This is a genomic window from Corynebacterium sp. HMSC062E11 (assembly GCF_001811845.1).
Lineage (GTDB): Bacteria > Actinomycetota > Actinomycetes > Mycobacteriales > Mycobacteriaceae > Corynebacterium > Corynebacterium hesseae.
The window spans coordinates 148,939-174,751 of the sequence record NZ_KV806831.1 but is presented as its reverse complement, the minus strand read 5'-3'; the positions used below and the strand labels follow the sequence as shown (position 1 = coordinate 174,751).

The 25,813-nt window shown below is 60.3% G+C and carries 26 protein-coding genes; 20 read left to right on the top strand and 6 right to left on the bottom strand.

Going from position 1 to position 25,813, the window contains the following annotated elements; genetic code table 11:
- Positions 1–378: 378 nt before the first annotated feature.
- The 7 genes from dapB to HMPREF2822_RS10755 all read left to right on the top strand — a co-directional run bounded on the left by dapB (position 379) and on the right by HMPREF2822_RS10755 (position 10,235).
- Positions 379–1,125 carry a 4-hydroxy-tetrahydrodipicolinate reductase gene (gene dapB, locus HMPREF2822_RS10785; RefSeq protein WP_070524515.1) on the top strand — a complete coding sequence of 249 codons (747 nt, stop codon included), beginning with the start codon at positions 379–381 and terminating at the stop codon, positions 1,123–1,125.
- Positions 1,125–1,874, top strand: coding sequence for an FAD-dependent thymidylate synthase (gene thyX / locus HMPREF2822_RS10780; protein WP_070524513.1), 750 nt, complete (start codon positions 1,125–1,127; stop codon positions 1,872–1,874). The genes dapB and thyX overlap by 1 nt, the downstream gene beginning before the upstream one ends.
- 71 nt (positions 1,875–1,945) lie before the next feature.
- Positions 1,946–2,854 (top strand): 4-hydroxy-tetrahydrodipicolinate synthase, encoded by a 909-nt coding sequence (gene dapA, locus HMPREF2822_RS10775; RefSeq protein ID WP_070524512.1) that lies wholly within the window; start codon positions 1,946–1,948, stop codon positions 2,852–2,854.
- Positions 2,855–2,856: 2 nt separating this feature from the next.
- Positions 2,857–4,926, top strand: a complete 2,070-nt coding sequence (locus tag HMPREF2822_RS10770) for a ribonuclease J (RefSeq protein ID WP_083299156.1) — start codon at positions 2,857–2,859, stop codon at positions 4,924–4,926.
- Positions 4,927–4,969: 43 nt separating this feature from the next.
- Positions 4,970–5,611 carry a TIGR03085 family metal-binding protein gene (locus HMPREF2822_RS10765; protein ID WP_070524511.1) on the top strand — a complete coding sequence of 214 codons (642 nt, stop codon included), beginning with the start codon at positions 4,970–4,972 and terminating at the stop codon, positions 5,609–5,611.
- Between the two features lie 77 nt (positions 5,612–5,688).
- Positions 5,689–8,937, top strand: coding sequence for a DNA translocase FtsK (locus tag HMPREF2822_RS10760; protein WP_070524510.1), 3,249 nt, complete (start codon positions 5,689–5,691; stop codon positions 8,935–8,937).
- A 179-nt stretch (positions 8,938–9,116) separates the two neighbouring features.
- A complete protein-coding gene (locus tag HMPREF2822_RS10755) occupies positions 9,117–10,235 on the top strand; it encodes a TerC family protein (protein WP_070524509.1) in 1,119 nt (372 codons plus the stop codon).
- A gap of 43 nt (positions 10,236–10,278) precedes the next feature.
- Here the strand turns inward: HMPREF2822_RS10755 and HMPREF2822_RS10750 are convergent, their stop codons facing one another.
- Complete coding sequence (locus HMPREF2822_RS10750; protein WP_070524508.1) at positions 10,279–10,569, bottom strand: YciI family protein; 291 nt, start codon at positions 10,567–10,569, stop codon at positions 10,279–10,281.
- Between the two features lie 47 nt (positions 10,570–10,616).
- Between HMPREF2822_RS10750 and pgsA the strand changes: the two genes are divergently transcribed.
- The 4 genes from pgsA to HMPREF2822_RS10730 all read left to right on the top strand — a co-directional run bounded on the left by pgsA (position 10,617) and on the right by HMPREF2822_RS10730 (position 13,024).
- Positions 10,617–11,207, top strand: a complete 591-nt coding sequence (gene pgsA / locus HMPREF2822_RS10745) for a CDP-diacylglycerol--glycerol-3-phosphate 3-phosphatidyltransferase (RefSeq protein WP_198530979.1) — start codon at positions 10,617–10,619, stop codon at positions 11,205–11,207.
- Positions 11,204–11,689: a nicotinamide-nucleotide amidohydrolase family protein gene (locus tag HMPREF2822_RS10740; protein WP_070524507.1), complete on the top strand. Its 486-nt coding sequence runs from the start codon at positions 11,204–11,206 to the stop codon at positions 11,687–11,689. Before pgsA ends, HMPREF2822_RS10740 begins: the two co-directional genes overlap by 4 nt.
- 45 nt (positions 11,690–11,734) lie before the next feature.
- Positions 11,735–12,082 (top strand): helix-turn-helix domain-containing protein, encoded by a 348-nt coding sequence (locus HMPREF2822_RS10735; protein WP_049157573.1) that lies wholly within the window; start codon positions 11,735–11,737, stop codon positions 12,080–12,082.
- Between the two features lie 105 nt (positions 12,083–12,187).
- Positions 12,188–13,024: a PspA/IM30 family protein gene (locus HMPREF2822_RS10730; protein ID WP_070446724.1), complete on the top strand. Its 837-nt coding sequence runs from the start codon at positions 12,188–12,190 to the stop codon at positions 13,022–13,024.
- A 3-nt stretch (positions 13,025–13,027) separates the two neighbouring features.
- Here HMPREF2822_RS10730 and HMPREF2822_RS10725 read toward each other — a convergent pair whose 3' ends face one another.
- Genes HMPREF2822_RS10725 through HMPREF2822_RS10715 form a run of 3 tightly spaced genes read right to left on the bottom strand, consistent with a single transcriptional unit; the run spans position 13,028 to position 14,921 of the window.
- Positions 13,028–13,642 (bottom strand): energy-coupling factor transporter transmembrane component T family protein, encoded by a 615-nt coding sequence (locus HMPREF2822_RS10725; protein WP_070524506.1) that lies wholly within the window; start codon positions 13,640–13,642, stop codon positions 13,028–13,030.
- Between the two features lie 5 nt (positions 13,643–13,647).
- Entirely contained in the window at positions 13,648–14,340 is a 693-nt protein-coding gene (locus HMPREF2822_RS10720) for an energy-coupling factor ABC transporter ATP-binding protein (protein ID WP_070524505.1), read from the bottom strand.
- Between the two features lie 5 nt (positions 14,341–14,345).
- Positions 14,346–14,921 carry a biotin transporter BioY gene (locus HMPREF2822_RS10715; RefSeq protein ID WP_070524504.1) on the bottom strand — a complete coding sequence of 192 codons (576 nt, stop codon included), beginning with the start codon at positions 14,919–14,921 and terminating at the stop codon, positions 14,346–14,348.
- Positions 14,922–15,032: 111 nt separating this feature from the next.
- On the opposite strand from HMPREF2822_RS10715, the gene HMPREF2822_RS10710 reads away from it, so the two are divergent.
- The 6 genes from HMPREF2822_RS10710 (at position 15,033) to HMPREF2822_RS10685 (ending at position 20,865) form a co-directional block, all read left to right on the top strand.
- Positions 15,033–15,554 (top strand): hypothetical protein, encoded by a 522-nt coding sequence (locus HMPREF2822_RS10710; RefSeq protein ID WP_070524503.1) that lies wholly within the window; start codon positions 15,033–15,035, stop codon positions 15,552–15,554.
- Positions 15,555–15,792: 238 nt separating this feature from the next.
- Positions 15,793–16,926, top strand: a complete 1,134-nt coding sequence (recA, locus tag HMPREF2822_RS10705; protein ID WP_070524502.1) for a recombinase RecA — start codon at positions 15,793–15,795, stop codon at positions 16,924–16,926.
- Positions 16,927–16,935: 9 nt separating this feature from the next.
- Positions 16,936–17,535 (top strand): recombination regulator RecX, encoded by a 600-nt coding sequence (recX, locus tag HMPREF2822_RS10700; protein ID WP_070524501.1) that lies wholly within the window; start codon positions 16,936–16,938, stop codon positions 17,533–17,535.
- An 8-nt stretch (positions 17,536–17,543) separates the two neighbouring features.
- Positions 17,544–19,094 carry a tRNA (N6-isopentenyl adenosine(37)-C2)-methylthiotransferase MiaB gene (miaB, locus tag HMPREF2822_RS10695; protein WP_083299157.1) on the top strand — a complete coding sequence of 517 codons (1,551 nt, stop codon included), beginning with the start codon at positions 17,544–17,546 and terminating at the stop codon, positions 19,092–19,094.
- Positions 19,095–19,115: 21 nt separating this feature from the next.
- Entirely contained in the window at positions 19,116–19,748 is a 633-nt protein-coding gene (locus HMPREF2822_RS10690; protein WP_070524499.1) for an Rv2732c family membrane protein, read from the top strand.
- A gap of 28 nt (positions 19,749–19,776) precedes the next feature.
- Positions 19,777–20,865, top strand: a complete 1,089-nt coding sequence (locus HMPREF2822_RS10685; protein ID WP_083306846.1) for an alkene reductase — start codon at positions 19,777–19,779, stop codon at positions 20,863–20,865.
- On the opposite strand, the gene HMPREF2822_RS10680 is transcribed toward HMPREF2822_RS10685, so the two are convergent.
- Together HMPREF2822_RS10680 and HMPREF2822_RS10675 are read right to left on the bottom strand one after the other, a co-directional pair.
- A complete protein-coding gene (locus HMPREF2822_RS10680; protein ID WP_070524497.1) occupies positions 20,847–21,923 on the bottom strand; it encodes a GNAT family N-acetyltransferase in 1,077 nt (358 codons plus the stop codon). The two genes, HMPREF2822_RS10685 and HMPREF2822_RS10680, sit on opposite strands and share 19 nt — an antisense overlap.
- A gap of 18 nt (positions 21,924–21,941) precedes the next feature.
- Entirely contained in the window at positions 21,942–23,258 is a 1,317-nt protein-coding gene (locus HMPREF2822_RS10675) for a DUF349 domain-containing protein (protein WP_070524496.1), read from the bottom strand.
- Between the two features lie 131 nt (positions 23,259–23,389).
- Between HMPREF2822_RS10675 and HMPREF2822_RS10670 the strand changes: the two genes are divergently transcribed.
- Genes HMPREF2822_RS10670 through dapF form a run of 3 tightly spaced genes read left to right on the top strand, consistent with a single transcriptional unit; the run spans position 23,390 to position 25,796 of the window.
- A complete protein-coding gene (locus HMPREF2822_RS10670) occupies positions 23,390–24,022 on the top strand; it encodes a hypothetical protein (protein ID WP_070524495.1) in 633 nt (210 codons plus the stop codon).
- Positions 24,022–24,948: a tRNA (adenosine(37)-N6)-dimethylallyltransferase MiaA gene (miaA, locus tag HMPREF2822_RS10665; RefSeq protein ID WP_070524494.1), complete on the top strand. Its 927-nt coding sequence runs from the start codon at positions 24,022–24,024 to the stop codon at positions 24,946–24,948. Before HMPREF2822_RS10670 ends, miaA begins: the two co-directional genes overlap by 1 nt.
- 11 nt (positions 24,949–24,959) lie before the next feature.
- Complete coding sequence (gene dapF, locus HMPREF2822_RS10660) at positions 24,960–25,796, top strand: diaminopimelate epimerase (protein ID WP_070524493.1); 837 nt, start codon at positions 24,960–24,962, stop codon at positions 25,794–25,796.
- Positions 25,797–25,813 lie beyond the last annotated feature (17 nt).

Genomic DNA, 25,813 nt, shown 5'->3' with positions numbered 1-25,813 from the left:
TGTGGATTATTCGGATTCGTTGTTGAGAAGAAGAAAAAGGAGGTTGAAGGGTGCGTGGCGGTGGTAGTCATGAATGTCTCCCCCGAGAAACATGAGTTAGAAGAAATGTTCTAACAATGATTCTACCGACCCTCACCGCACATGGCTATAGCTAGTAGTGAATTCACATCAAGTCGTTACTATAAACGGGGGTATCCGCGTCAAAATAGATTGGGTGTGCGATACAAATGTGACAGGTTGTAAAACCGCCTAAACGCCAGTGAACTACGCAATTGATCGAGGTTTATGGCGGCCCTCTCTGCCCTGTCCCAAACCCTGCCGGCGGCGGGGATAGACTGGGCACAGCTAACCGTATGAACACGTATGAAGGGATTGTGAATGACTATCAAGGTGGGTGTCCTTGGCGCTAAGGGCCGCGTGGGGCAGGCAATCGTGGAGGGCGTCAACGCTGCAGAAGATCTGGAGCTTGTCGCTGAAATTGATCGCGAAACCCCGCTGGAGAAGCTAGTTGAAGCAGGCGCCGAGGTTGCCGTCGACTTCACTCAGCCCGCTTCGGTTATGGATAATCTTGAGTTTTGTATCGCCAATGGAATCCATGCTGTTGTCGGCACCACGGGCTTCGACGAGGAGCGGCTAGCCAAGGTAGAGGAGTGGACTAAGAAGGAGGGCGCTGGCAACGTTCTCATCGCTCCGAACTTTGCTGTCTCAGCTGTATTGACCATGGTGTTTGCTGCCCAAGCGGCGAAGTTCTTCGATAGCGCCGAAGTTGTTGAATACCACCACCCGAATAAGCTTGACGCGCCGTCCGGCACGGCGGTTCATACTGCGCAGGGAATTGCGAAGGCTCGTAAGGAAGCTGGCCTGGATGCAATGCCGGACAAGACCGAGCAGTCCCTTGACGGTGCGCGAGGTGCAGACGTTGATGGCGTCCACGTCCATGCAGTTCGCATGCAGGGAATGGTGGCGCATGAAGAGGTAATCTTCGGTACCCAAGGGCAATCCCTGACCATCCGCCAAGATTCCTATGACCGCTCTTCCTTTACTCCCGGTGTTTTGCTTGGTGTGCGCGAGATTTCCTCCCACGCAGGTTTGACCGTGGGGCTTGAGAAGTACCTGGGGCTGTAATGGCAAAGGTCTCTGAGCTTGATGTCCAACTCATCGCGGCAACGGCGTTTTATGCACCACGAGGGGTGGATTGGAAGGCGGACGAGGGGGCGTCGGAAAGCGAGGCTTTAGTCGAGTTTGCTGGGCGTGCGTGTTACGAGTCCTTCGATAAGCCAAATCCTCGTACCGCGTCGAACCAGGCTTATTTGCACCACATCTTGGAGGTAGGCCACGACGCGCTTCTGGAGCATGCCACCGCGACGCTGTATATAAGAGGGTTGTCGCGCTCCGCAACACATGAGTTGGTGCGCCACCGGCATTTCTCCTTCTCCCAGCTTTCACAACGCTTCGTACACTCCGACGAAGCAGAGGTCGTGCTGCCCAAGTTCATTGCAGAAGATGAGCAGCTAAAGCGGTTAACGCTACAGGCGGCCGACGAAGCGCGGTTTGTCTACGAAGAGCTGCTCGACGCCCTCGAGTCCAAACTGGAAGAGGAACCAAACGCATTGCTTCGTAAGAAGCAGGCGCGGCAGGCAGCGCGTGCGGTTTTGCCTAATCTCACAGAGTCCCGCATAGTAGTGACCGGCAACTACCGTGCGTGGCGCCACTTTATCGGTGCTCGGGCAACGGAGCAGGCTGATACTGAGATGCGCCAATTGGCGGTGACATGCTTGAAGCTGTTGAGAGAGCAATCGCCGGTGCTTTTCGACGACTTCCACATCACCACTTTGTCCGACGGGACCGAAATGGCTTCGAGCCCGTACGCTTAAAGGCTTTGCAGGAGACTCGCGCACGACCCCGATGCGGCCAATAGGGGCGAAAGCGGGTAATCTTGACGCCTATGAGCACAGGTATGACAGCACAGACAGGCGTCGACACCTTCGGACGCGTAGGCGTAGCTATGGTCACTCCATTTGACCAGGATGGCGCCTTGGACGTGTCCGCTGGTCGTCGCCTGGCAGCTCATCTGGTTGATAACGGTATTGATTCGCTCATTTTGGCTGGGACCACGGGTGAGTCACCGACGACGTCGTTGGATGAGAAACTGGAGCTGTTTGCAGCTGTAAAGGAAGAGGTAGGCAGTCGCGCTAAATTGTGTGCGGGAGCGGGAACCAATAACACCGCCACCAGCATTTCAGCAGCGCGCGCTTTCGCTGATGCGGGAGCAGACAGCCTCTTGGTTGTAACTCCGTATTACTCCAAGCCTTCCCAAGCCGGTGTGTATGCGCACTTTAGCGCTGTCGCTGACGCCGTGGACCTCCCCATTTGTCTGTATGACATCCCTGGCCGCTCGGGCATTCCGATTGAGACGGAGACCCTTCTTCGCCTCGCGGAAGTGCCGAACATCAAGGCCGTCAAGGACGCCAAGGGCGATCTTGTAGCGGCTGCACCGCTTATCCAGGAAACCGGATTGGCATGGTACTCCGGAGATGACGGGCTGAACTTGCCGTGGCTGGCCCTCGGTGCTTCAGGCGTTATTTCCGTGATTGGTCATATTGCCCCGCGTGCCCTGGCTGATCTCTACGTGGCCTTCGACGAAGGTGATATCGCACGTGCGCGAGAGATCAACGCGAAAACTTTGTCCCCGCTCGTCGAGGCGCAAGGCCGCCTCGGAGGAGCAACTCTTGTTAAAGCTGCCTTGCGCCTGCAGGGCATTGAAGTTGGAGAACCTCGTCTCCCGGTTTCCGCGGCTGACGCGGATGAGATTGAGGTTCTCCGTCACGATTTGGAAAAGGCTGGAGTCCTTTAAGAATGACTGAATCCCGTAACCGTTCCCGCAAGGTGACCCGTAAGGCGGGTCCGCCTTCGGAGACCGAGACCGCCTCGAATGAGGCGGCTTCGCCGGTTTTCCAAGCGCCGAAGGAATCGGCTGCTTCCGGTGCATCCTCTAAGGAGTCTGGAAGCTCTGACGACGGCAACCGTCGTTCCCGTTCTCGTGGTTCCCGTGGCGGCCGTGGTCGCGGCCGCGGCGGCAACAACAACCACAACAACGGCAATAACAACAACGGTGGTCGTAACAACCGCAATCGCAACAACAACCGCGGCCGTCGCAATGTACCTAAGTCCATGCAAGGCGCGGATCTGACCAAGCGTCTGCCGGAGCCGCCGAAGCAGCAGAAGGACTCTCTGCGTATCTATGCCTTGGGCGGTATTTCCGAGATCGGTCGAAACATGACCGTCTTTGAGTACCAGGATGAGATGCTCATCATCGACTGTGGTGTGCTTTTCCCGTCCTCCGGTGAGCCAGGCGTGGACCTGATTCTCCCGGACTTTGGTCCGATTGAGAAGAAGATTCACAAGGTCAAGGCGCTCGTCGTAACCCACGCGCACGAGGACCACATTGGTGCTATCCCGTGGCTGCTGAAGCTGCGCCCGGATATCCCGATCGTGGCTTCGCGCTTCACCATTGCGCTGATTGCTGCCAAGTGTAAGGAACACCGCCAGAAGCCGAAGTTCGTTGAGGTCAATGAGATGTCCGATGTGAATTACGGTCCGTTCCGTTGCCGCTTCTGGGCAGTGAACCACTCCGTCCCGGATGCCCTCGGCGTCATGCTGGGAACCCCGGCTGGCAACATCATCCACACCGGTGATATCAAGCTGGACCAGACCCCGCTGGATAACCGCCCGACGGACCTGCCGGCCCTGTCGCGCTACGGCGACGAAGGCGTGGACCTCATGCTGTGCGATTCCACCAACGCCAACATCCCGGGTGTGTCCGCCTCTGAGGGCGACATTCCGGCAACGTTTAAGCGCCTAGTTTCTGGGGCCAAGCAGCGCGTGATCATCGCTTCCTTCGCCTCGAACGTCTACCGCGTGCAGGCGGCTATCGACGCCGCCGTGGCCGCCGGCCGCAAGGTTGCGTTCAACGGCCGCTCCATGATGCGCAACATGGAAATCGCGGAGAAGATGGGCTTCCTGAAGGTTCCGCGCGGCACCATCATCCCGATCGATGAGGCAGCCAAGATGGCTCCGCACAAGGTACTGCTCATCACCACCGGTACCCAGGGTGAGCCGATGGCGGCGCTGTCCCGCATGGCCCGTCGTGAGCATCGCCAGATCACCGTCCGCGATGGTGACCTCATCATCTTCTCCTCCTCCCTGATTCCGGGTAATGAGGAGGCCGTGTTCGGCGTTATCAACATGCTGTCCCAGATTGGCGCTGAGGTCATCACGAACAAGGAAGCTAAGGTCCACGCCTCCGGCCACGGTTATGGTGGCGAGCTGCTCTTCCTTTACAACGCTGCACGCCCGAAGAATGCCATGCCGGTGCACGGCGAGTGGCGCCACCTGCGTGCAAACAAGGAGCTGGCAGTCTCCACTGGTGTGGCCCGTGATCGCGTGGTCCTTGCGCAGAACGGCGTTGTCGTCGATCTGCGCAACGGCCGTGCTGAGGTCGTCGGCCAGATCCCGGTGGGCAACCTCTACGTCGATGGTGTGTCGATGGGTGATGTCGACGCCGATACCCTCGCGGACCGCACCAACCTGGGTGCCGGCGGTGTCGTTTCCATCACCTGTGTCATCGATAACCGCACGTCGCGCCTGCTTGAGCATCCGACGGTGTCCACGACGGGCTTCTCCGACGATGATCGCGGTATCGTGCCTGAGGTCGCCGAGATGGTGGAGAACACCATGAATGACCTCGCCGCTGAGGGGGAGAACGATACCTACCGCATGGTGCAGAAGCTGCGCCGCAAGGTCTCGAAGCTCATGGACTCCAAGTACAAGCGCGAGCCGGTGATTCTGCCGACCATCGTTCCGACGAACTCGGATATCCTGCTGCCTGACGACGACGAAGTTCACGCTTCCCGCGAATCGCTCTAAAGCTAAGGCCGCAAGCGCCCCAGTGTTCCCGCCTCCGGTGGGTATGCTGGGGCGCATGTCGTTTTCTTCAGCAGAGCGCGCCAAGATGGTGGCGTTGTTCCATGAGCTTGGCCCTGATGCCCCGACGTTGTGCGAAGGGTGGACAACCCGAGACCTAGCAACGCACTTGTGGGTGCGTGAGAACCGCCCTGATGCAGCGCTCGGTTCCTTTATTCCAGCGCTGTCCTCTCATGCACGGAGCGTCGCTAATGGGGTCCGCGAGGGCATGACGTATGAGGAGTTGGTGGATGCGTGGGGGAGGGGAGCATCTAGGTTTAGCCCTCTGCGCTATGTAGACTCCGTGTTCAACGCGGCCGAGCACTTTGTCCACCATGAGGATCTCCGCCGAGCTAATGGCCACATTGAACCAAGGGATCTTTCACGAGCAGTCAACAAAGAGCTACTGGCGCCGTTGAAACTGCTAGGCACACGGCTGCTGTCGCACTCGCGCCTGCCCGTTGTCCTGGAGCCACAAGGTTTCCCGCCGATCGTGGCTGCGGATAGACATCGTGTGTCTGGACAAGGCGACGCTGTGGTTCGCGTACGAGGTACCGTGTCCGAGGTGCTCTTGTGGGCCTTCGGCCGCGACGCTGCTGATGTCGAGATTGAAGGCGATGAATCCGCAATCGTAAGGTCAAGCCTGTAGGCTGAACCGCTAATTTTCTTCGCCATACGTGTGTGGCGCATGTTGTTAATGGGGCTTTTGCTACTAGAGTGGCAATCATGTCTGTCAAGAACGCTCCGTCTCGCGCCTCCGGCCGAGGTCGCACGGCCAATCGCTCGCGACCGTCGGGCCGCACAAGCTACTCGCTGACGTCTGCTACTCGCGCTGCCGAGACCTCCGAAGAGAGGACCGGCAGCGCCTTTCGTGCCGTTGGTCACGGACTGGGCACCGTATTTGGCGCTACGGCCCGGGGCATGGGGAGTATGGCGCGGGGAGTCGGGCATGGCCTCGCCGGACTCAAGCCAGCTGAAGCGAGAGATCGGGACGAGGATCTTTATGATCCCGCTTATGATGCGTCCTATGACGAAGAGGCTTTTGATGATTACGACGATGTGAGGGAGCCAGGGGAAATTTCTGGACGCGCGAAGAATAAGAGAACTAGCAACAGGGCTGAGGGTGGCACTTCGTCGAAAAGCAAGGTGACCCGTGCCCAGGACGTTGACGGCGAGATGCCGACGAGCATCATGGAGCGCCCCGCCCGGGTAGAGAAGAGCATTCGCGTCTCCAACCCGGATGCGGTCGCGCTCGTGCTGATTGGTGTGGCCATCGTCTTGGCCTGCGCTACGTGGTTCCAGGTGGCTGGCATTATCGGTGAGTACCTCACCAATGCTGTGCGCTATGTGATTGGCGCGGGCGCCTATGTTCTTCCTGTTGCGCTCATCGCCGTAGCCATCGCGCTCATGATGGACCTTTCCGGCCCGGCCGGCCACTTCAAGCCGCGCGTGGTTGGCGGCACGGCCCTGATCGTGGTCTGCATGCTGAGCCTTATCCATATCTTTGCTGGGCTCCCGGACCTTACGTGGAATAATAACGCCGCCGGAGAGGCCGGAGGCGCTATCGGTTTTGCTATCGGTGAGCTGCTCGTAGCAGCCTTCTCTAGCTACGTGGCCGTGCCGTTGCTCTTCCTGTTGATTGTCTATGGGGCGCTCAACATCACTGGCATCACTCTGCGCGAAGCCTATGACTTCGTGGCTGCCCAATTCTCTACACTCGTCGGTGGACTCCGTGACCGGAAGGACCGCTCGGAGCATGAGCTGCTTGACGACGCCTCCGCAGACGACTACGGCTATGTCAGCGATGACATCGACGCCATTGCCGAGGGGCGCGAGCGCCCCACGCGCCCGGTCCATACCCCGCGTCCGCGTCAGCGCCAGCGCACGCAGCACACGCAGAGCTACCCGGCTCTGCCGGATGAAAACGCCACGGTCTCCTTTGACTCGGCGGCACAGCCCACGAAGCAGGAACCGGTCCAACACGGCCGCCCCTCCTTTGATGCCGTGCCCGAGCGCCGCGTCGATGACACCGACGAGATCCCCGTTGTTCCGGAGCCGGAGCAGAAGCAGAAGGCAGCACCGAAGCCTGTCGAGAAGCCGGTTGAGAAACCTGCGCACAAGCCTGCACAGCAGAAGCGTCCCCGCGTAGACGTTGGCGGTGCCGCCGGTGCGGCGCTGGGGGCGGCAGCCGCGGGGGCGTCGGCAAGCGTAGCGTCTGCTGGGGCGGCCGGGGAGGACGTTGTCTCTGCCGCACACTCCGAGGCCGTCCGTATGTTCCAGGAGCGTTCCGGCCGCGATGCGCGCACGGGCGCCAAGGTCGACGAGGATGTTCAAGACGCGGCGCAACAAGCACCCGCGGCCCCGAGCGGTGCGGAAGATACCGCACTGGGAGGCGGTTATGACGTGCCGACGACTGACCTGCTTACGGCCGGCAAGCCTGCGAAGGCTCGCACGGAGGCCAACGACCGCATCATCGAAGCCATCACTGAAGTATTTGAGGAGTTTAAGGTCGATGCCCAGGTCACCGGGTTTAGCCGTGGCCCGACAGTGACGCGCTATGAGATTGAGCTGGGACCAGGCGTCAAGGTTTCGAAGATTACCAACCTGCAGTCCAATCTGGCTTATGCAGTGGCGACGGATAACCTGCGCCTGTTGACCCCGATTCCGGGCAAGTCTGCAGTCGGTATCGAGGTGCCTAATGCGGACCGTGAAATGGTGCGCCTGCGTGATGTTTTGGATTCCCCGGCATTGCGTGCTGATAACGATCCGATGCTCATCGGCTTGGGTAAGGACATCGAGGGTCAATTCACCTCCTTCTCCGTGAAGAAGATGCCGCACCTTCTCGTGGCCGGCGCAACCGGTTCAGGTAAGTCGGCGTTCGTGAACTCGATGCTGGTCTCGCTGCTGACCCGCGCGACCCCGGAGGACGTTCGCCTCATCCTGGTGGATCCGAAGATGGTCGAGCTCACGCCCTACGAGGGTATCCCGCACCTCATCACCCCGATCATTACGCAGCCAAAGAAGGCTGCTGCGGCCCTGCAATGGCTGGTGGAGGAGATGGAGCAGCGCTACATGGACATGCAGGCTGCCCGCGTGCGCAAGATCGAGGATTTCAACCGCAAGGTTCGCAGCGGCGAATACCAGGCCCCGGCCGGCTCCCAGCGAGAGATGCGCCCGTACCCCTACATCGTGTGCGTCGTGGACGAGCTCGCGGACCTCATGATGACGGCGCCGAAGGAGATCGAGGACTCCATCGTCCGCATCACCCAGAAGGCCCGTGCGGCGGGTATTCACCTCGTGCTCGCAACACAGCGCCCGTCCGTGGACGTGGTCACCGGCCTTATCAAGACCAACGTGCCGTCCCGCCTGGCGTTCGCGACGTCCTCGCTCACGGACTCCCGCGTCATCTTGGACCAGGGTGGTGCCGAAAAGCTCATCGGTATGGGCGATGGCCTGTTTATCCCGCAGGGCGGGCGCCCAGTGCGCATGCAGGGCGCGTTCGTCTCCGACGAAGAGGTGCAGGCGGTTGTCGACGCCGCGAAGGCACAAGGCGCACCGAACTACACCGAAGGTGTCACGGAGGATAAAGCCAAGGACGCCAAGAAGGAGATCGACGAGGAGATCGGCAAGGACATGGACGACCTCTTGGAGGCCGTCGACCTCGTGGTCACGTCCCAGCTGGGTTCCACCTCGATGCTCCAGCGCAAGTTGCGTATCGGATTCGCCAAGGCCGGCCGACTCATGGACCTCATGGAATCACGCGGTGTGGTCGGGCCATCGGAAGGCTCCAAGGCCCGTGAGGTGCTGGTCAAACCGGAAGAGCTCGACACCATCATTTGGATGATCAAGGGGGCGGACCCAGCAGAGGCACCGAAGGAAGTCCAGGAAGCTGAAGGCACTGACGGTGCTGACGAGGAGTCAGCAGATACCCGCACCGTCGAAATCTCTGCCAACCCCTCCACAGGTGCGTTCTAAGTTCCGTGTAGGATAGGACGAGTCTTGGAGGGGAGTACCCCAATCCTCGGCGTCGATCGTCAACACGGCAACTGCGGTACAGTTCCCGGTCGCGCCGGCTAGCGTTGCTCTGCGTAAGCATCACTAGCGGGGGAGACCTCCGGTCTTTGTTGTCGCGTCGACCGGAGGGATAGCGCATTATGCACGTACCATTGTGGGTTTGGGCCATCACCATGGTGGTGATTCTGGGCTTTTTTATTTTCGATTTCTACAGCCACGTTCGCTCGCCCCATGAGCCTACGCTCAAGGAATCCGGTGGGTGGACGCTGTTCTATATGGCAATCGCCGTTGTCTTCGGCGGAGTTGTATGGGTGCTGTGGGACAGCGAACATGCCGCTCAGTTCTACACCGGTTGGGTGACGGAACAGGCGCTGAGCGTGGACAATCTATTCGTCTTCTCGCTCATCATGGGATCCTTCAAAATCCCCCGCAGATACCAGCAGAAGGTGCTCCTCATCGGAATCGTTTTGGCACTGGTATTCCGTCTCATTTTCATTTTGTTGGGCGCGGCAATTATCGCTGCATGGTCCGATGTCTTCTACATCTTCGCAATCTTCCTCATTTACACCGCAGTGAAGCTGCTCATCGATGAGATCAACGACGCCCCGGAGACTGACCCCAATGACATGTTGGTGGTCAAATGGCTGCGCAAGGTCGTACACGTAACCCCGCGCTACCACGGCGATAAGCTCACCCACCGTGAAGAGTCCGGGGAGAAGAAGGGGAAGTTCGCGCTTACCCCGCTGTTCGTGGCGCTGGCAGCAATTGGGCTTATCGACGTCATGTTTGCTTTCGACTCCATCCCCGCCATCTACGGCATTACCTCGGAGCCCTTCCTGGTATTCACCACCAACGCATTCGCGCTCATGGGGCTGCGTCAGATGTTCTTCCTCATCGATGGCCTGTTGGACCGTCTGGTTTACCTGCCCTATGGCCTGGGTATCATTCTGCTGTTCATCGGCGTCAAGCTGTTGTTCCACGCATTGCATGAGAACAACTTGCCGTTTATTAATGGCGGTGAGGATGTTTCCGCCGTGCCGGAGATTTCCACGCTGATGTCGCTGCTGGTCATCGTCGGCGTGCTCGCAATCACTGTGTTGCTGTCCGTGTGGAAAGACAAGCGCGACCAAACTCAGGGTGGCGTGGTGATTTCCCACAACCACTACGACTGGGACGATTTTGGCAACAAGATCGTTCGTAACAAGCAGGGAGAGCTTGTGGGCAAGGCAGAGGACCTGCCGAAATCCGAGCTGCCCTAACTCCGAGTGCTGCCCGAGTCCCGGGCAGCATGGGGGGAAGAGTTTAAAAGGAATTGATAACGGGATTCCACTCGCGGAAGGCACGGCCCGTAACAGCGCCTTCGGTGTAGAAGGGATCTTGGTCCATGAGGGCGATTACCTCGGCCACCTCAATTGACTCGTCCTCAAACTGCAGGACGATGAGAGCCCCACCCTTGGAATCGGTGAAGGGGCCCGATCCGCAGATCTGGCCTTTCTCATGGAGCGCGCCGATGAACTCGCGGTGTTTCGGGCGAACATTTGCGATGACTGGGTTGGATGGATTGTATTCATAGGAGACAGCGAAGTACTTCATATTTTCCATGGTAGTGCTCGCGCGAGGGGTAGGGAGGCCACGGTAGGATGAAGGGCGTGAATGATTCTCAGGCTGCGCACAACCACTCTCAAACCGCGGATGTAAATCCCGAGGTCTCCAATTGGAATCTTCCCAATATCTTGACCAGTTTGCGCATCCTCTTTATCCCCCTGTTCGCCTGGTTGGTTCTGGCCGGACATGAGTGGTGGGCCTTTGTATGCTTTGCGCTCCTCATGCTCACAGACAAGCTGGACGGCGATATTGCACGCTCGCGTGGGCTCATTACAAATTTCGGCAAGATTGCGGATCCCATCGCGGATAAGGCTCTGATGACTGCGGCCTTCGTGTGCCTCAACATCACTGGTGCTCTGCCCGTGTGGATCACCGTCGTCATTCTTTTCCGTGAGTTCGGGATTACTATTTGGCGCTTCTTCTTGCTGCGCCAAGGAAAAGTGGTGCCGGCTTCCCAAGGTGGAAAGCTCAAGACAGCGCTGCAGACCTTGGCGGTGGCGTTGTATCTCTGTCCGCTGCCGGGGTGGATGGACCTTCCGAGCTTCCTCGTCATGTTGGCTGCCGCCTTCGTTACTGTCCTGACCGGCATCCAGTATCTCATTGATGGCCGTAGGGAGAACCAGTGAGCATCGAGAAGCAATTAGTGTCCAAGCTCCGCGAGCGCGGCGAAACCGTGGCGTTCTGTGAGTCCCTTACTGCAGGTTTAGCCGCTGCCACTGTGGCGAGCGTGCCGGGAGCCTCGGCGGTGTTGCGGGGCGGTCTGGTGACGTATGCGACAGAGGTCAAGGCTCATTTTCTCAACACCACCGTGGAAGAACTTGAGGAGCAAGGCGTGGTGTCTGCTGCGACTGCTGCGCAGATGGCTGAGGCGGCGGTCGTTGAAACGCGTGCAGATTGGGGGGTAGGGCTGACTGGTGTAGCCGGGCCGGACCTCCAGGAAGGCAAACCCGCGGGCACGGTGTACGTGGGGTTATGCGGGAGGGGTGGCGGGGGCGTCGCCAAGCGCGGCGTCCTTTATGAGCTTCCTGCTGAGGGGCGCAACGCGATTCGTTTCGCTGCCGTTGAGGCGGCATTGAGTCTTCTCCTATCAACTCTTGAAGAAAATTAGTTGATTGTGGGAACAAGTACGACTGCTGAGCCGTTGTACGGGGTGATGAACACTTCAGTTGCACTACTCGATAAACCCACCCAGTCCCCGGCGCGGTCGACGCGGACTCCTGAACCGCTGCTGCGTGAGGCCCTCGGATTAACGCTTCGCGCCTTCCGTGCGGATAAAGGCGTGACCCTCCGCGAACTCGCCGGTGTGGCGCGTGTTTCCCCGGGATATCTTTCGGAGCTGGAGCGTGGCCGCAAGGAGGTTTCCTCCGAGCTGCTGGCCTCTGTCTGCCATGCACTCGATGTCAGCGTCTCCGATGTCCTCATTGAGGCGGCCGGCTACATGGCGTTGCCGTCGATGGATGAAGAACTTGCATCCACTGCGCCAGCTGCATCCGAGTTATAGAACTGCGGCGTAGCTCTCCTTGCTTCGCTAATATTAGGCAGGCAGAGAATACTCTGATTACCCATTTATCCACACAACGAACTGCTGAGAAAGGCACCTTCTGTTATGGCGAATCCATTCGTAAAGGCCTGGAAGTACTTGATGGCTCTCTTTGACTCGAAGATCGAAGAGAACGCTGATCCGAAGGTGCAGATCGAGCAGGCGATCGAGGACGCGCAGCGCCAGCACCAGGAGCTATCCCAGCAGGCCGCTGCGGTGATTGGTAATCAGCGTCAGCTGGAGATGCAGCTCAACCGTCGTCTTAGTGAGATTGAAAAGCTGCAGCAAAACACCCGCAACGCTCTCAGCTTGGCGGACAAGGCCCGTGCTGAGGGTGACGTGCAGAAGGCTACCGAGTATGAGAACGCAGCGGAAGCCTTTGCCGCCCAGCTGGTAACCGCGGAGGAGTCTGTTGAAGACACCAAGAAGCTGCATGATCAGGCACTGCAGCAGGCGGAGCAGGCTAAGAAGGCCGTCGAGCGCAATGGCATGGCTTTGCGTGAGAAGGTTAACGAGCGCTCGAAGTTGCTGTCCCAGCTCGAGCAGGCCAAGATGCAGGAGAAGGTCTCCGACTCCCTTAACTCGATGAACGAGCTTACCGCGAATGGCAACACGCCTTCCCTAGATGCCGTGCGCGATAAGATTGAGCGCCGCTACTCCAAGGCTTTGGGTCAGGCGGAGCTCGCGGAGAACTCTGTGTCGAACCGAATGCATGAGATTGAGCAGGCCGGTGTGCAGCTGGCTGGCCACTCCCGTCTTGAGCAGATTCGCGCCGAGATGAACAATCCGAAGGCTGTAGAGGGCAACTCCCAGCAGGCAATCGGTTCGGCTGAAGCTAAGGCTCAGCCGAACGTGCAGGATGATGCCGTCCAGGCTCGCCTGCGTGAGCTGCGCGGTGAATAGAGTTTAGTCTCCGACGCCGCGCGCTTGCAGGGCCTCGCCCATGGCGCGTGCGCGACGGATCGAGCGAATGATAACCGGGGTGCCAAAGGCGGTTAGTGATGCCGTGGCACCCCGGGCTTTTCGTGCGTCCAGCACCTCGACGACCGTTCCCAGCATGAGGGGAAGCAGTCGAATAGTCAGGGACATCGCCAGCGTGATGTTCTCAACGGGGACCCCGAGGCGCCCCAGCGGGGCAACGGCGCGATCCAGGGAGTCCATCATCTCCGAGACTTTCGTCGTGAGTGTCAGCAGGACTGCCGCGCTAATCGCCGCGTAAATCGTGAGGAACATGATGGCAGCCTCCGTGAAGTCCTTCTGCCACCACTGAAAAGCAGCGAGTGCGACGAGGAGATAGAGCGGCGGCGCGAGCTGGCCGAGCGCGACGCGGAAGGGGACCCGGGCAATGGGGAAGAGGGCAAGAGGGAGAGCGAGGCTTAGCGCTGCCCAGCCGATCGTGTGAACGGCCAGCGAAGTCACGAGGATGAAGCCGATGAGTACGAGGAATTTCACCGCGGCGGGGATGCGGTGGATGATGGTGTCGGCGTCGACATAGAAGCCGAGTGGGATGTTCTTGGGCATGATCGCTAGAGGGGGCGGGATTCCATGAGCTTCGTATAGAAGGGGATGACCTCGTTGGGTGTTCCATCGGCGGCTACGTGGTGGTCGTCAATGCACAGAACGCGGTCAAAGTCGGAGAGGAAGTCGAGGTCGTGAGTAACGACGATCAGCTGCTGCTCCAGGCTGGCGAACTCGCGGCGAATGCGGTCACGGTTGCGAAGATCGAGCAGGGTTGTCGGCTCGTCGGCGATGATAACGGTCGGTTCCATGACCAGCACCGCAGCCAGCGCAAGGAGCTGTTTCTGCCCGCCGGAGAGCGAGTGTGGGGATTGCTCGGCCAGGGCGTCGAGGTCGAAGCGTTCGAGTGCGGCGTCGACACGCGCGGTGCGTTCCTCCCGAGGCAGCTTGAGGCGCCGCAGGGAGAATTCCACGTCATCGCGTACCTGCGGCATGACGATTTGGTTCTCGGCGTCTGAGAACACGAATCCCACGCGGCGCCGGATTTCTTTGCCGTGCTTGGCGACGTCCATGTTGTCCACCAAGACCTCACCGCGTGAGGGCTCACCGAGACCATTGATGAGCCGGACGAGGGTTGACTTGCCGCCGCCGTTGGCGCCGATGATGCCGATGCGTTGTTCGCTCAAGTTGAGGGAAACGTCGTTAAGCACCGGCGTCTCGTCGAAGGTGACGGACACGTTACGGAATTCAATGAGCGGCACGGGAGCTACTTCGCCTTAGCGGTGCGTCGGCCCATCAGGTCTGGGAACGCTGCGTGGACGCCGACCGCAATGACAACCATTACGGCGACCTTGATGAGATCGGGGATGAGGAATGGCCCTTGGGCGATGGTGGCTGCACCGAAGGACATGTCAGAGCGGTACATCAGGCCGAGAATTCCGCAGAAGTACTGGACGGCGAGGCCAACGACGCCGGCGATAGCGAGGATGAGCGTCATTCCACCCTTGTTGCGCGGGGCGCGGTAGGCGATGAGTCCGGCGATGGCCGGGGCGACCACATAACCAACGAGGTAGCCAACCGTGGGGCCGGCGAGAGCGCTCAACGCGCTACGTCCGCCGGCGAGGATGGGAAGGCCGACGAGGCCGAGGGCAATGAAGAGTAGGCCTACGAAGAGGCCGCGGCGGCCGCCGAGCACTAGGCCTGCGAGAATGATGACCGCGTTTTGAAGAACGATGGGTACGCCCGCGGTGGGAGTAGGAATAGAGACAAAAGCAAAGACTATGATGAGTGCGGTAAAGACCGCGACGTACGCGATGTCAGTCGCGACGGAATTCTTTTTCATGGGCCAAAGTTTATCCAGTGGGATAACTGTGCAGCAAATAGTACCTTTTGAACAGTGTTCAAGCATGCATTTTGGGCAGCGCATCCATCCCGAACGGGGTATCTTTGGTGCATGGAAATTGGGCAGAAACAAGCGTGGCTTAAGGGTTTAGGGTGCCTTAGGGCGCGCTATGGGGTAGTAGCACTTCTTTCCGGTGTGGCCATAGGCGGCCTAGCTGGATGTTCGTTGGTGAATTCCGCGAACGTCATCGAAAATATCGATGAGGCCGCTGGGGTCGAGGAAGGGGAGCCGGGAAGCGTAGACATGCCGATCGGTGACATCTTCGATTCGGAGTATGAACGGGTGATCATTATTTGCCCTGGCGCTACCGAAAGGGATGTCCTCGCCGCCAGCGATGGAACCTGGCAGGGAGGTACAGATGAGGATGATGAGTGGGTGCCACCGGCGGCGGGTAGCGTTGAGCTGTACCGTGATGTGCAAGGGTCGGGGTATTCCAAGTATATGAGTAGCAGGGCTAACCTCGATGACCTGGATGTCTGCAGCTCGTTAGGGGAGGAGGTGGCCGTTCTTCAGACTGCTGAGAAGGTGACCTTCTCGCGGCAAGAGCAGGACGGTCCTTGGGTGCTTCAGTAGTGGAGGCTGTCGCTGGGACACGCGCTTGGGCGAAATGGAAAATCGAACACTTGTGTGTGTATTGTGGGACGTGGTCCGGCGGGCACGTTAGGGTGACTTCGTGGCTTGAGGAGAGGGCGCTAAGGCTGTTTGAGTCGCGCCAGGGAACCTCAGCTGCCACGTGGCAGTCTAATTAGGTGCCAGCTTTAATTAACGCGTAAGAACGCACTACAACTGACGCACGATAGTGAGGAAATGAATGGCTACGAAGAAGAAGTCCTCGGCAGCGAGCAAGGGCGATGATCGTCAAAAAGCCCTTGACGCTGCCATGGCGATGATTGAGAAGGATTTTGGTAAGGGTGCCGTTATGCGCCTGGGTGATGATGATCGCCCGCCAATCCAGGCTATTTCCTCCGGTAATACGGCCATCGATATCGCATTGGGCGTCGGCGGCTTCCCGCGTGGCCGTATCGTGGAGATTTATGGTCCGGAATCCTCGGGTAAAACTACCGTTGCTCTGCACGCGATTGCATCGGCGCAGAAGACTGGCGGTATTGCGGCCTTCATCGATGCTGAGCATGCTCTCGATCCGGAGTACGCACGTCTGCTTGGCGTTGATACCGATAACCTGTTGGTCTCCCAGCCAGATACTGGTGAGCAGGCTTTGGAAATCGCCGATATGCTCGTGCGCTCTGGTGCTATTGACATCATCGTGATTGACTCGGTTGCTGCGCTGACCCCCAAGGCGGAGATCGAAGGTGAGATGGGTGATAGCCACGTTGGCCTCCAGGCTCGTCTCATGTCCCAGGCGCTGCGTAAGATGACGGGTGCTCTGTACAACTCGGGGACCACCGCCATCTTCATCAACCAGCTGCGTGAAAAGATCGGCGTGATGTTTGGTTCGCCGGAGACCACGACTGGCGGTAAGGCGCTGAAGTTCTACGCCTCGGTGCGCTGCGATATTCGCCGCATTCAGACCCTCAAGGACGGTCAGGATGCCATCGGTAACCGCACCAAGCTCAAGGTTGTAAAGAACAAGGTCTCCCCGCCGTTCAAGATCGCTGAGTTCGACATCATGTATGGCGAAGGTATTTCGCGCGAGTCTTCCATTATTGACTTGGGCGTCGAACACGGCTTCATCAAGAAGTCTGGTTCCTGGTTTACCTATGAGGGTGACCAGCTGGGCCAAGGCAAGGAGAAGGCTCGTAACTTCCTCAAGGATAATCCGGATCTGGCGGATGAGATTGAGAAGAAGATCTTCGTCAAGCTCGGTGTGGGTGCTGCCGCTGCCGAGAGTGGCGACAACGTGGCCATGGATGTGCCAGGAGCAGATGATCCGCTGACGGATGAGTCTGTGGATCTGGTTCCGAACGTCGATTTCGACGACGACTAAACGGGATCTATGGCACAACCCTCATCGGAGAAGATTGAGAAGCTGCGCCAGGCCCTCGAATCCTATGAATCAGGTGACGCGGGCGGACAGCTAGTTGACGCAGAAGCCGAAGCTGCGAAGGCTCCCGTGCGTTCTCGTGCGCTCGGTCTGCTGGACCAGAGAGCGCGTTCCCGCAAGGAACTGCGTGACCGCCTCGTTGCTGCGGACTTCGAGCCCGACGTGGTCGAGGAAGTTGTTGATGACCTCGCAGATGTCGGCCTTGTTGATGACGCGAGCTTTGCCAAGGAATGGGTTCGCCAGCGTCATGCGCGGCGCGGCAAGTCGTCCCGCGCCCTCAACGTGGAGCTCAAGGAGAAGGGCGTTGATGCCGCTGATCGGGCCGCAGCCTTAGAGCAGATTACAGACGAATCTGAAGAGGCCGTCGCCCGCCAGGTCGCGGAGAAGAAGGCGCGGACGCTTAAAAAGGTTCCGGCCGACCGGCATGAAAGGGACAAATTCCTGCGCCGCATCGTGGGAACGCTCGCGCGGCGCGGCTACAACCAGGAACTTGTCATGCGCATATCCATCGAGGCTCTTGATGCGCGCATCGCCGAATTAAAGGCATTATGAGTAGCCGGATGGGCCAGTTAGAATGTCCCCCCGTGAGCTCCCCCGAAATCAATAGCCAGCCCCGCACCTATGAGGTGCGGACTTTCGGCTGCCAAATGAACGTTCATGACTCCGAGCGCATCTCCGGTTTGCTCGAGGAAGCCGGCTACTCGGCGGCACCGGATGGCGCCGAGCCTGACCTCGTAGTCTTCAACACCTGTGCTGTGCGTGAGAACGCCGACAAGCGTTTGTATGGAACCCTAGGTGCGCTCAAGAAGACGAAAGAGAACCACCCCGGCATGCAGATCGCTGTGGGCGGCTGCTTGGCGCAAAAGGATAAGGACACAGTCCTTGACCATGCGCCGTGGGTCGATGCGGTATTCGGCACCCACAACATGGCGGCTTTGCCGACACTTCTTGAACGCGCTCGCCACAATGATGAGGCCCAGGTTGAAATCGTCGACGCGCTTGAGGCTTTTCCCTCCGTGCTGCCGGCCAAGCGCGAGTCCGCCTATGCCGGGTGGGTATCGGTCTCCGTGGGCTGCAATAACACCTGTACTTTCTGCATCGTTCCTTCCCTGCGCGGCAAGGAGGAGGACCGCCGCCCTGGCGACATCCTCGCAGAGGTTCAGGCCTTGGTGGAGCAGGGCGTGTCCGAGGTGACGTTGCTGGGCCAAAACGTCAATGCCTATGGCGTCAATTTCGCTGACCCGGACCTGCCGCGAGACCGCTTCGCCTTTTCCAAGCTGCTGCGGGAAGTGGGCAAGATCGAGGGGCTTGAGCGCCTGCGCTTTACTTCCCCGCACCCGGCAGAGTTCACCTCCGACGTCATCGATGCCATGGCGGAGACTCCGGCTGTGTGCCCGCAGTTGCACATGCCGCTGCAGTCTGGCTCCGACAAGGTCCTCAAAGACATGCGCCGTTCCTACCGCACGAAGAAGTTCCTGGGCATCCTCGACGAAGTGCGCGAGAAAATGCCGCACGCCGCCATCACCACCGATATCATCGTGGGCTTCCCCGGTGAGACGGAGGAGGACTTTGAGGCCACCCTGGATGTGGTGCGTCGCGCCCGCTTCGCCTCCGCGTTTACCTTCCAGTATTCGCCGCGTCCGGGAACCCCGGCTGCGGTCATGGAGAACCAGATCCCGAAGGAGGTAGTGCAGGAGCGCTTCGAGCGCCTTGTAGCGCTGCAAGACTGCATCCAGGCCGAGGAGAATGCGAAGCTCATCGGCACCGATGTGGAGCTCCTGGTCCAGGCGGAAGGCGGCCGCAAGTCCGCCGAGACCCACCGCCTTACCGGTCGTGCTCGCGATGGCCGCCTCGTTCACTTTGCTCCCGTCGATGGTGAGGGCAAGGACATCTCCACGGAGATTCGCCCTGGCGATGTCGTGCACACCACCGTGACGGATGCGGGTTCCTTCTTCCTCGTGGCCGATTCCGGTGTCAGTGAGCACCGCCGCACCAAGGCCGGCGACATGTCGGCTGCGGGGCAGACCCCGACCACGGCGCCGATTGGGGTGGGGTTGGGGCTGCCGGGCGTCGGCAAGCCCAGCGCTCCCGCTGATTCCTGTGGCTGCTAGAAGGGAGTAGGCTCCGATTCTATGAGTGATGACTTGAAGCAGGTGCGCGATGCTGTCGCCGCAGAAAAGCGCGCGGCGAAGACCATCGAACTGGGAAAGCACAAATATGCGCTCATCGTGTCTGTCGTGGCGTGGGTAGCGTATCTGGTTCTGCCTTATGCCGGTGACGCCCGTGGATGGGAAGCACTCTTCGTAGGCGGAACCGCCGAGGGAGTGCGAATTTCACTTATGGAGACCGTTAGCGCCTGGTTAGCGTTGGGTGGCGTGGGAATTCTGACTACCGCTACGATCCTTACGCGGCGGACGTCTGTGGCTCTCGCCGCATGGATGATGGTGACCATCTCCTTTTTCGTTAACTTGTGGGGATTCTGGTACCGCGGCGGTGCCGCTGAGGGGGCATCTATTGGCATGTACGTGGGCGCTGTGTCTACGTTGGTGGCCTTCCTGGTGTACTGCCAAGTGGCGTTGCGCCGCAGCCCTGAGCAGCTAGCCGCCGCGGAGCGTGTCCGTGAAGTCTCGGGGCAGCTTGACCACGTGGGAGTCCTGCAGAACGAAGCCGCGACCGCGCTTCCAGCGGAACAGAACCCGCTGCTTATCGACGACCGCCGCTCACGCGCCGCCTCACGCCACCGGAGCCAGCAGGGCGAGGAATAAGCGTTCCTAGATTCGTGTTGTGGAGTGCATGGCTACACTCTTTGACTCTTTAGAACTGGGACGACTAACGCTTCCAAACCGCGTGACGATGGCGGCTTTGACCCGGTCGCGCGCAGGTCGCGACGGTGTCCCCACGCAGTTGCACGAGAGGTACTACGCGCAACGCGCCTCCATGGGGCTTATCGTGACAGAAGGTGTGTTCCCAGCGGTGACCAGCCGTGCCTTCCCAGGCCAGCCTGGTATCGAGACACCAGAGCAGATAGCTGGGTGGCGTCGCGTGGCGAAGTCCGTTCACGATTCCGGCGGGCGCATCTTCATGCAGGTAATGAATGGCGGGCGTTTGTCTCATGCCAGCCTTCTTGAAGGAGCGGAGCCGGCAGCTCCCTCCGCGCTGGCCTCCGGCACTGCGGTGAGAGATTTCGAATCCCGTAAGGAGTGCCCAGTGCCCCGAGCACTCGATAGTGAAGAGATGCCGCGCATCATCGATGAGTTCCGGCAAGCCGCACGCAACGCCATTGACGCAGGCATGGATGGCGTAGAGATCCACGGTGCCAACGGCTATCTCCTGCATCAATTCCTTTCCCCGAGCTCGAATCACCGCGACGATGCTTATGGCGGAAGCCCGCAGAAGCGCTACCGTCTTGTGGAGGAGATCCTGCGTGCGGTGGCTGAAGAGATTGGCGCGGACCGCCTTGCGCTGCGCCTATCGCCGCAAAACAATATTCAAGGCATTGAGGAAAGCGATACTGAGGATGTGCGCGCCACCTATGGTGGGCTGCTTCGCGCCATCGAAGACCTCGGCTTGGCCTATGTTTCTTTCCTTCACGCAGAGCCCACTGGTGAGCTCATCACCGAGCTGAGCACTCATGTTCGCGCCAACGGGAAGACACGCGTCATCCTCAACTCAGGCTTTGGTCGTATCACCCAGCGGGAGGAGGCCGAGCAGCTGGTGCAGCACGGCGATGCCGTGGCGGTGGGGCGGCTGGCCATCTCGAATCCGGACCTAGTCCGCCGCTGGCAGGAGGAATTGCCTGTCACCGCGCCGGATGAGAGAACGTTCTACACGGGAGGGGAGCGCGGCTATACCGACTACCCCGTTTATACAGTGAGCTCGTAGGCGCTGCTGGCGGAAATGACGTGCGCCCCGAGGCGGGCATACAGCGCGTTCATCGCTGGATCGGCCTGGGCCACTGAGCAATACGCACGGCGCACGGTGGGCCAGTGGTGCGCCACTGCGTACTGAGCGTGCTGTTTGGCGCGCGTGGCGAACCCGCGGCGTCGGTATTCACGGTCAGTCACTGTAAGCGTCCACTCGCACACCTCGGGGTCTGCATCGCCGTGACGGGAGAGCTCCGTGAGGGCGACGACTTTACCTCGGTCGAGAATACCCACGAGCAGAGTGTGCGCTCCGCGGGAGCGCAGTCGGGCGTGAGCCTCCTTGAGGCGCTGCCGCGTCCACACGATGGGCTCGACGCTCAAGTCACCGTAGACCGCGTCGGTGGAGGCGAGGGTGAGCAAGCGGAGGACGTCGTCAAGCAGTGCATCCGGAATGTCGTAGTCCGGCCAGACGTGCGCGCCGAGGACCGGGGAGGTGGCAGCGATGTCGATGTACATCTGGCGCTCGGCGTGCTTCTGGCGAAAGCCCAGTTCGAGGTAGGCCTGCGACATCGGATCGTATGAGTAGTCCGCGTCCGGCGGGTACAGCATGCCAACCTGGGCATTCTTGCGGCCTAGCTGGCGGGTAAGGCGGAGGGCTTCGCGGGCCAAGATCCGCGTGACCTCGAGGGCTTCCGGCTCCAGCTCTTCTCCAGGCAGCGGGAGGAGATCGGCGGCGAGGACGCACTCGATGTCGGCGTTATCTGTCTCTTCCAAAAGCGGAAGCGAGATGTGGATGAAACCGTCGAAGTCAATTTCCGGGCTGGGCTCGGCGGCCGAAATAACCGGCAAGCCCAACTCTCCAGCTGGGCCCAAGACGGAGTCTGTCAGACCAACGAGGTAGGTGCGTGACTCCGTAGAACCTTGGAGACGCTGGAGCACGCGACGCGGAGAGCCACTGGCTGCAGGATCACCGCTGGCCTCTTGTGCGGCAAGGTTAGCGTCGAAGACGAAGCTGCGGAGACAGTCAGCCGGCTCAGCGTGTGCTGAGCCCGGCGGGGCGACGATGTGAACGAACACTCAGGCTACGCGGCGCGCTTACTTGCCGTTGACAGCAGCCGCGGCGGCATCCGCGAACTCCTGCCACTGCTTCGCCTGGGCACGCAGATCCTCTGCCTTCTTGGTATTGCCCTTGGCCTCAGCTGCTTCTGCTTGAGCGGTGAAGTCATCCACCTTGGCCTGGAACTGAGCCACGCGGGCCTGGGCCTCCGGATCGGTCCGGCGCCACTCTGAATCCTCGGCATCGCTTACGCGCTTTTCCAGAGCGGAAATCTTAGCCTCGAACTCGCGCACCTGATTGCGTGGGACGAAACCAATCTCCTCCCACTTTTCTTGCAGCTCTCGCAGCTTGGCCTTCGCCGCGTCGAGCGACTTGGTGGGATCAATCTGGGAGTCATATTCCGCAATGAGTGCGTCCTTGGCGGCGGCGTTCTCTGCGAACTGCTTGTCGCGCTCATCGTTGACGGCGTTGCGGGCATTAAAGAAGTGGTCCTGCGCGGCGCGGAAGCGGGCCCAGAGCTTGTCATCAATCTCGCGCGGCGCGCGGCCAGCGGCCTTCCACTCCGTCATGAGGTCGCGGTAAGCGCGCGCCGTCTCACCCCAGTTGGTGGATTCCTTGATAGCTTCTGCGCGCTCAACCAATTCTTCCTTCTTGGCGCGGGCAGCAGCGCGGTTGCGGTCGAGCTCAGCGAAGTGCGAGCCGCGGCGGCGGTTGAAGGAATCCCGGGCGCGGGAATAGCGCTTCCACAGGGCATCATCCGTGTGGCGGTCGATGCCGCGGATCTGCTTCCATTCCTCGAGGATGGCGCGGATTCGGTCGCCGGCGGCCTTCCACTCCGTCGAGTTAGCGGCGATGTCCTCGGCCTCTGCGGCGAGCTTCTCCTTCTTTGCGATTGCCTCCTCGCGGCGGCGGGCCTTATCGGCCTGTGCTTGTTCGCCGGCCTCCACAGAATGCTCGATGACGGTGCCTAGGCGCTGATCCAAGGCTGCAATATCACCAATCACCGCCTGCGTGGGCAGGGATTCCCGCAGCTCTGCCGCGGTAGCCTTAATCGATGCTGCATCGCCCGGATGTGCATTCAGGCGGGATTCCAGCAGCTCGATCTCGGTAGACAGATCATCGTAGCGCGCGCCAAAATGCGCTAGGCCTTCTTCGGGAGTACCGGCCTGCCATTCACCGATCTTGCGTTCGCCCTCGGGTGCTTTGACATACACCGAACCATCAGCATCAACGCGGCCCCACTGAGTGGGATCGTTCTTCACGGGCTGCACCGGGCGAGCTGCCGGGGCGGACGGAGTTGGGCCGGGACGAGAACCCTTGCGGGGCATGGCTCCAGGGGAAGGAATAGCGGACATGGTAGGAAACCACCTTCGGTACTATCGCGCCGCGCGACACGGCTGCCAGAACTTATGTCACACAACACTACCGTTTCAGCCGCGCAGCCGCGTGTTAACCCCGAAAAACTAACCTTATAGGATGGGAGTCGATGCAGAATCTCATGATTATGCCAGCCTCACCGGCCTTGGCGGAAGAACTCTCACCCAGCGACGATGCCTCGCGTGCGCTGCTCAGTGCTGCGTGCGAGCTGGTCCGTGATGCCGCACGCGTGAGCGGCAGCAGCCCCCTCCAGGTGGACATTGTGGGATCGTGCGACGTGCGTTGGCGTACCGAGCACACAGGGAGCTTGAAAGCATGGGGAGCACCACAGGTCAATGTCGGCGGCGGGAATTTCCTTCCGGAAATCATGGCCCGCTACGTGCTTAGCCGTGCGCTTAATCTCACTTCCGATGAACCGGGCTTCGTGGTGGAGGATTCTCGCGCTGAACTCGGTGAGGTCCGCCCCGGGCGCTTGACTGTGGTCTGTGTTGACGGTTCGGCCGGCCTGACCGAGCGCGCGCCGCTTGCGCTTGTCGATGGCGCACGGGATGCACACCTGTGGTGCGAAAGCATCCTAGCGGGAGGGGAAGGCCACTGCGACGAAGAGCGCCTCCGCGCTGCCGGTGTGCTCGAGACGAGCCTCTGGGCACGGTTGGCAAGCGTGCACCCGCGTCACGCGGAACTGCGGGCGGCGGATTCAACCCTGGGGGTAGGACGCTATGTGGCGGGGTGGCAGTGCTAATGCCTGAAATTCAAGCACCCGGCCCAACCCCTATCGCGGTGGTGGGGCCGACGGCCTCCGGGAAATCAGCGCTCGGGGTAGCCCTGGCCCACGAGCTCGACGGGGAAGTTGTCAACGTCGACTCGATGCAGCTCTACCGGGGCATGGATATCGGCACAGCCAAGCTGACAATGGAGGAACGCGAAGGCATTCCGCACCATCAGCTCGATGTGTGGGACGTGACGGAAACGGCGTCGGTAGCGCGCTATCAGGCCTCCGCCATCGCGGATATTGACGGCATCCGTGCACGCGGTAAAACCCCGATTCTGGTGGGCGGCTCCATGCTGTATATCCAATCGCTCGTGGATAACTGGCAGTTCCCACCCACTGACCCGCAGGTGCGGGCCCGCTGGGAGGCCCGGCGCCAAGAGATTGGTACCGATGCCCTGCACGCGGAGCTGGCCGCTGTGGACCCAGCGGCCGCAGCCATCATCGAGGACAAAGACCCGCGCCGCACCGTGCGCGCGCTGGAGGTTATCGAGCTAACTGGGAAGCCCTTCAAAGCCAGCCAGCCACCGAAGAACGCCCCGCCCCGGTGGGGGACGATAATCCTCGGTCTGCGCACGGATTCCAGCTGGCTGAACCCACGCATTGAGCTGCGCAGCCGCCTCATGTTCGATAAAGGGCTCGTGGAGGAAGTCGAAAACCTCCAAGCCCACGGTCTGAAGGCTGACTCCACAGCAGGCCGGGCGATCGGCTACGCACAGGTGCTGCAAGCCCAGCGCGGCGAGCTGACATGGGAAGAAGCAGTGGAGCGCACCATTACCGGAACCCGCCGCTATGTGCGCCGCCAGCGCTCCTGGTTCAACCGCGACAAGCGGATCCAGTGGCTCGATGCTGCGGCCGAGACGACGCCGCAGGCATTGCGTATCGTGGAAGGACAGTAGACTTTAAACCTATGAAGTTTGCAAAAGGCCACGGAACTGAGAACGACTTCGTCATTGTGGAAGGAACAGAAGCGCTGCCGCCGGAAAAGGTAGTGGCTCTGTGTGACCGTCGTGCGGGAATCGGTGCGGACGGCGTGCTGCGCGTTATCCGCGCCGGTCAGCTGCTTGCCAATGGGGAGATTGAGGAACTCGCGCCGGGCATCGCTGCGGAGGACTGGTTCATGGACTACCGCAACGCAGATGGCTCGATTGCGGAGATGTGTGGCAACGGCACCCGGGTCTTCGCGCACTGGGTCCGCTCCCGGGGGTTGGTGGATACGGACACCTTCACCGTGGGCACACGCGCCGGAGCCAAGCAGGTGACCGTGCACTCCTTCAACGACTCGGCGGCCGAAGTCAGCGTGGAGATGGGCCCAGCACAGGTGCTCGGCGTCTCCACAGCGTCGATGGCGGGGGAGAGCTTTGCCGGCCTTGGCGTAGACGTGGGAAATCCCCATTTGGCGGCGGTTATCCCAGACCTTAGCGCAAAGGAATTGGCTGGAAAGCGCCTCGAGCAACCGGTATTTGATACGGACTTCTTCCCGGCTGGCGTCAACGTTGAGCTGGTCACGCCCTTGGAGGACGGAACGGTTCACATGCGCGTCTTCGAGCGCGGCTCGGGCGAGACCCGTTCGTGCGGCACCGGGACGGTGGCGGCAGCGTGCGCCGCGCTTGCCGACGCCTCCCGCATCACCGGTAGCGTCCGCGTCATCGTCCCCGGCGGCCAGGTCCAGGTAGAAATCACCGAGGACGGTTCCACGCTGACGGGCCCTTCGCGCATCGTGGCAACTGGTGAAACGTCACTATAGGGCTTTCAGGACGGCGT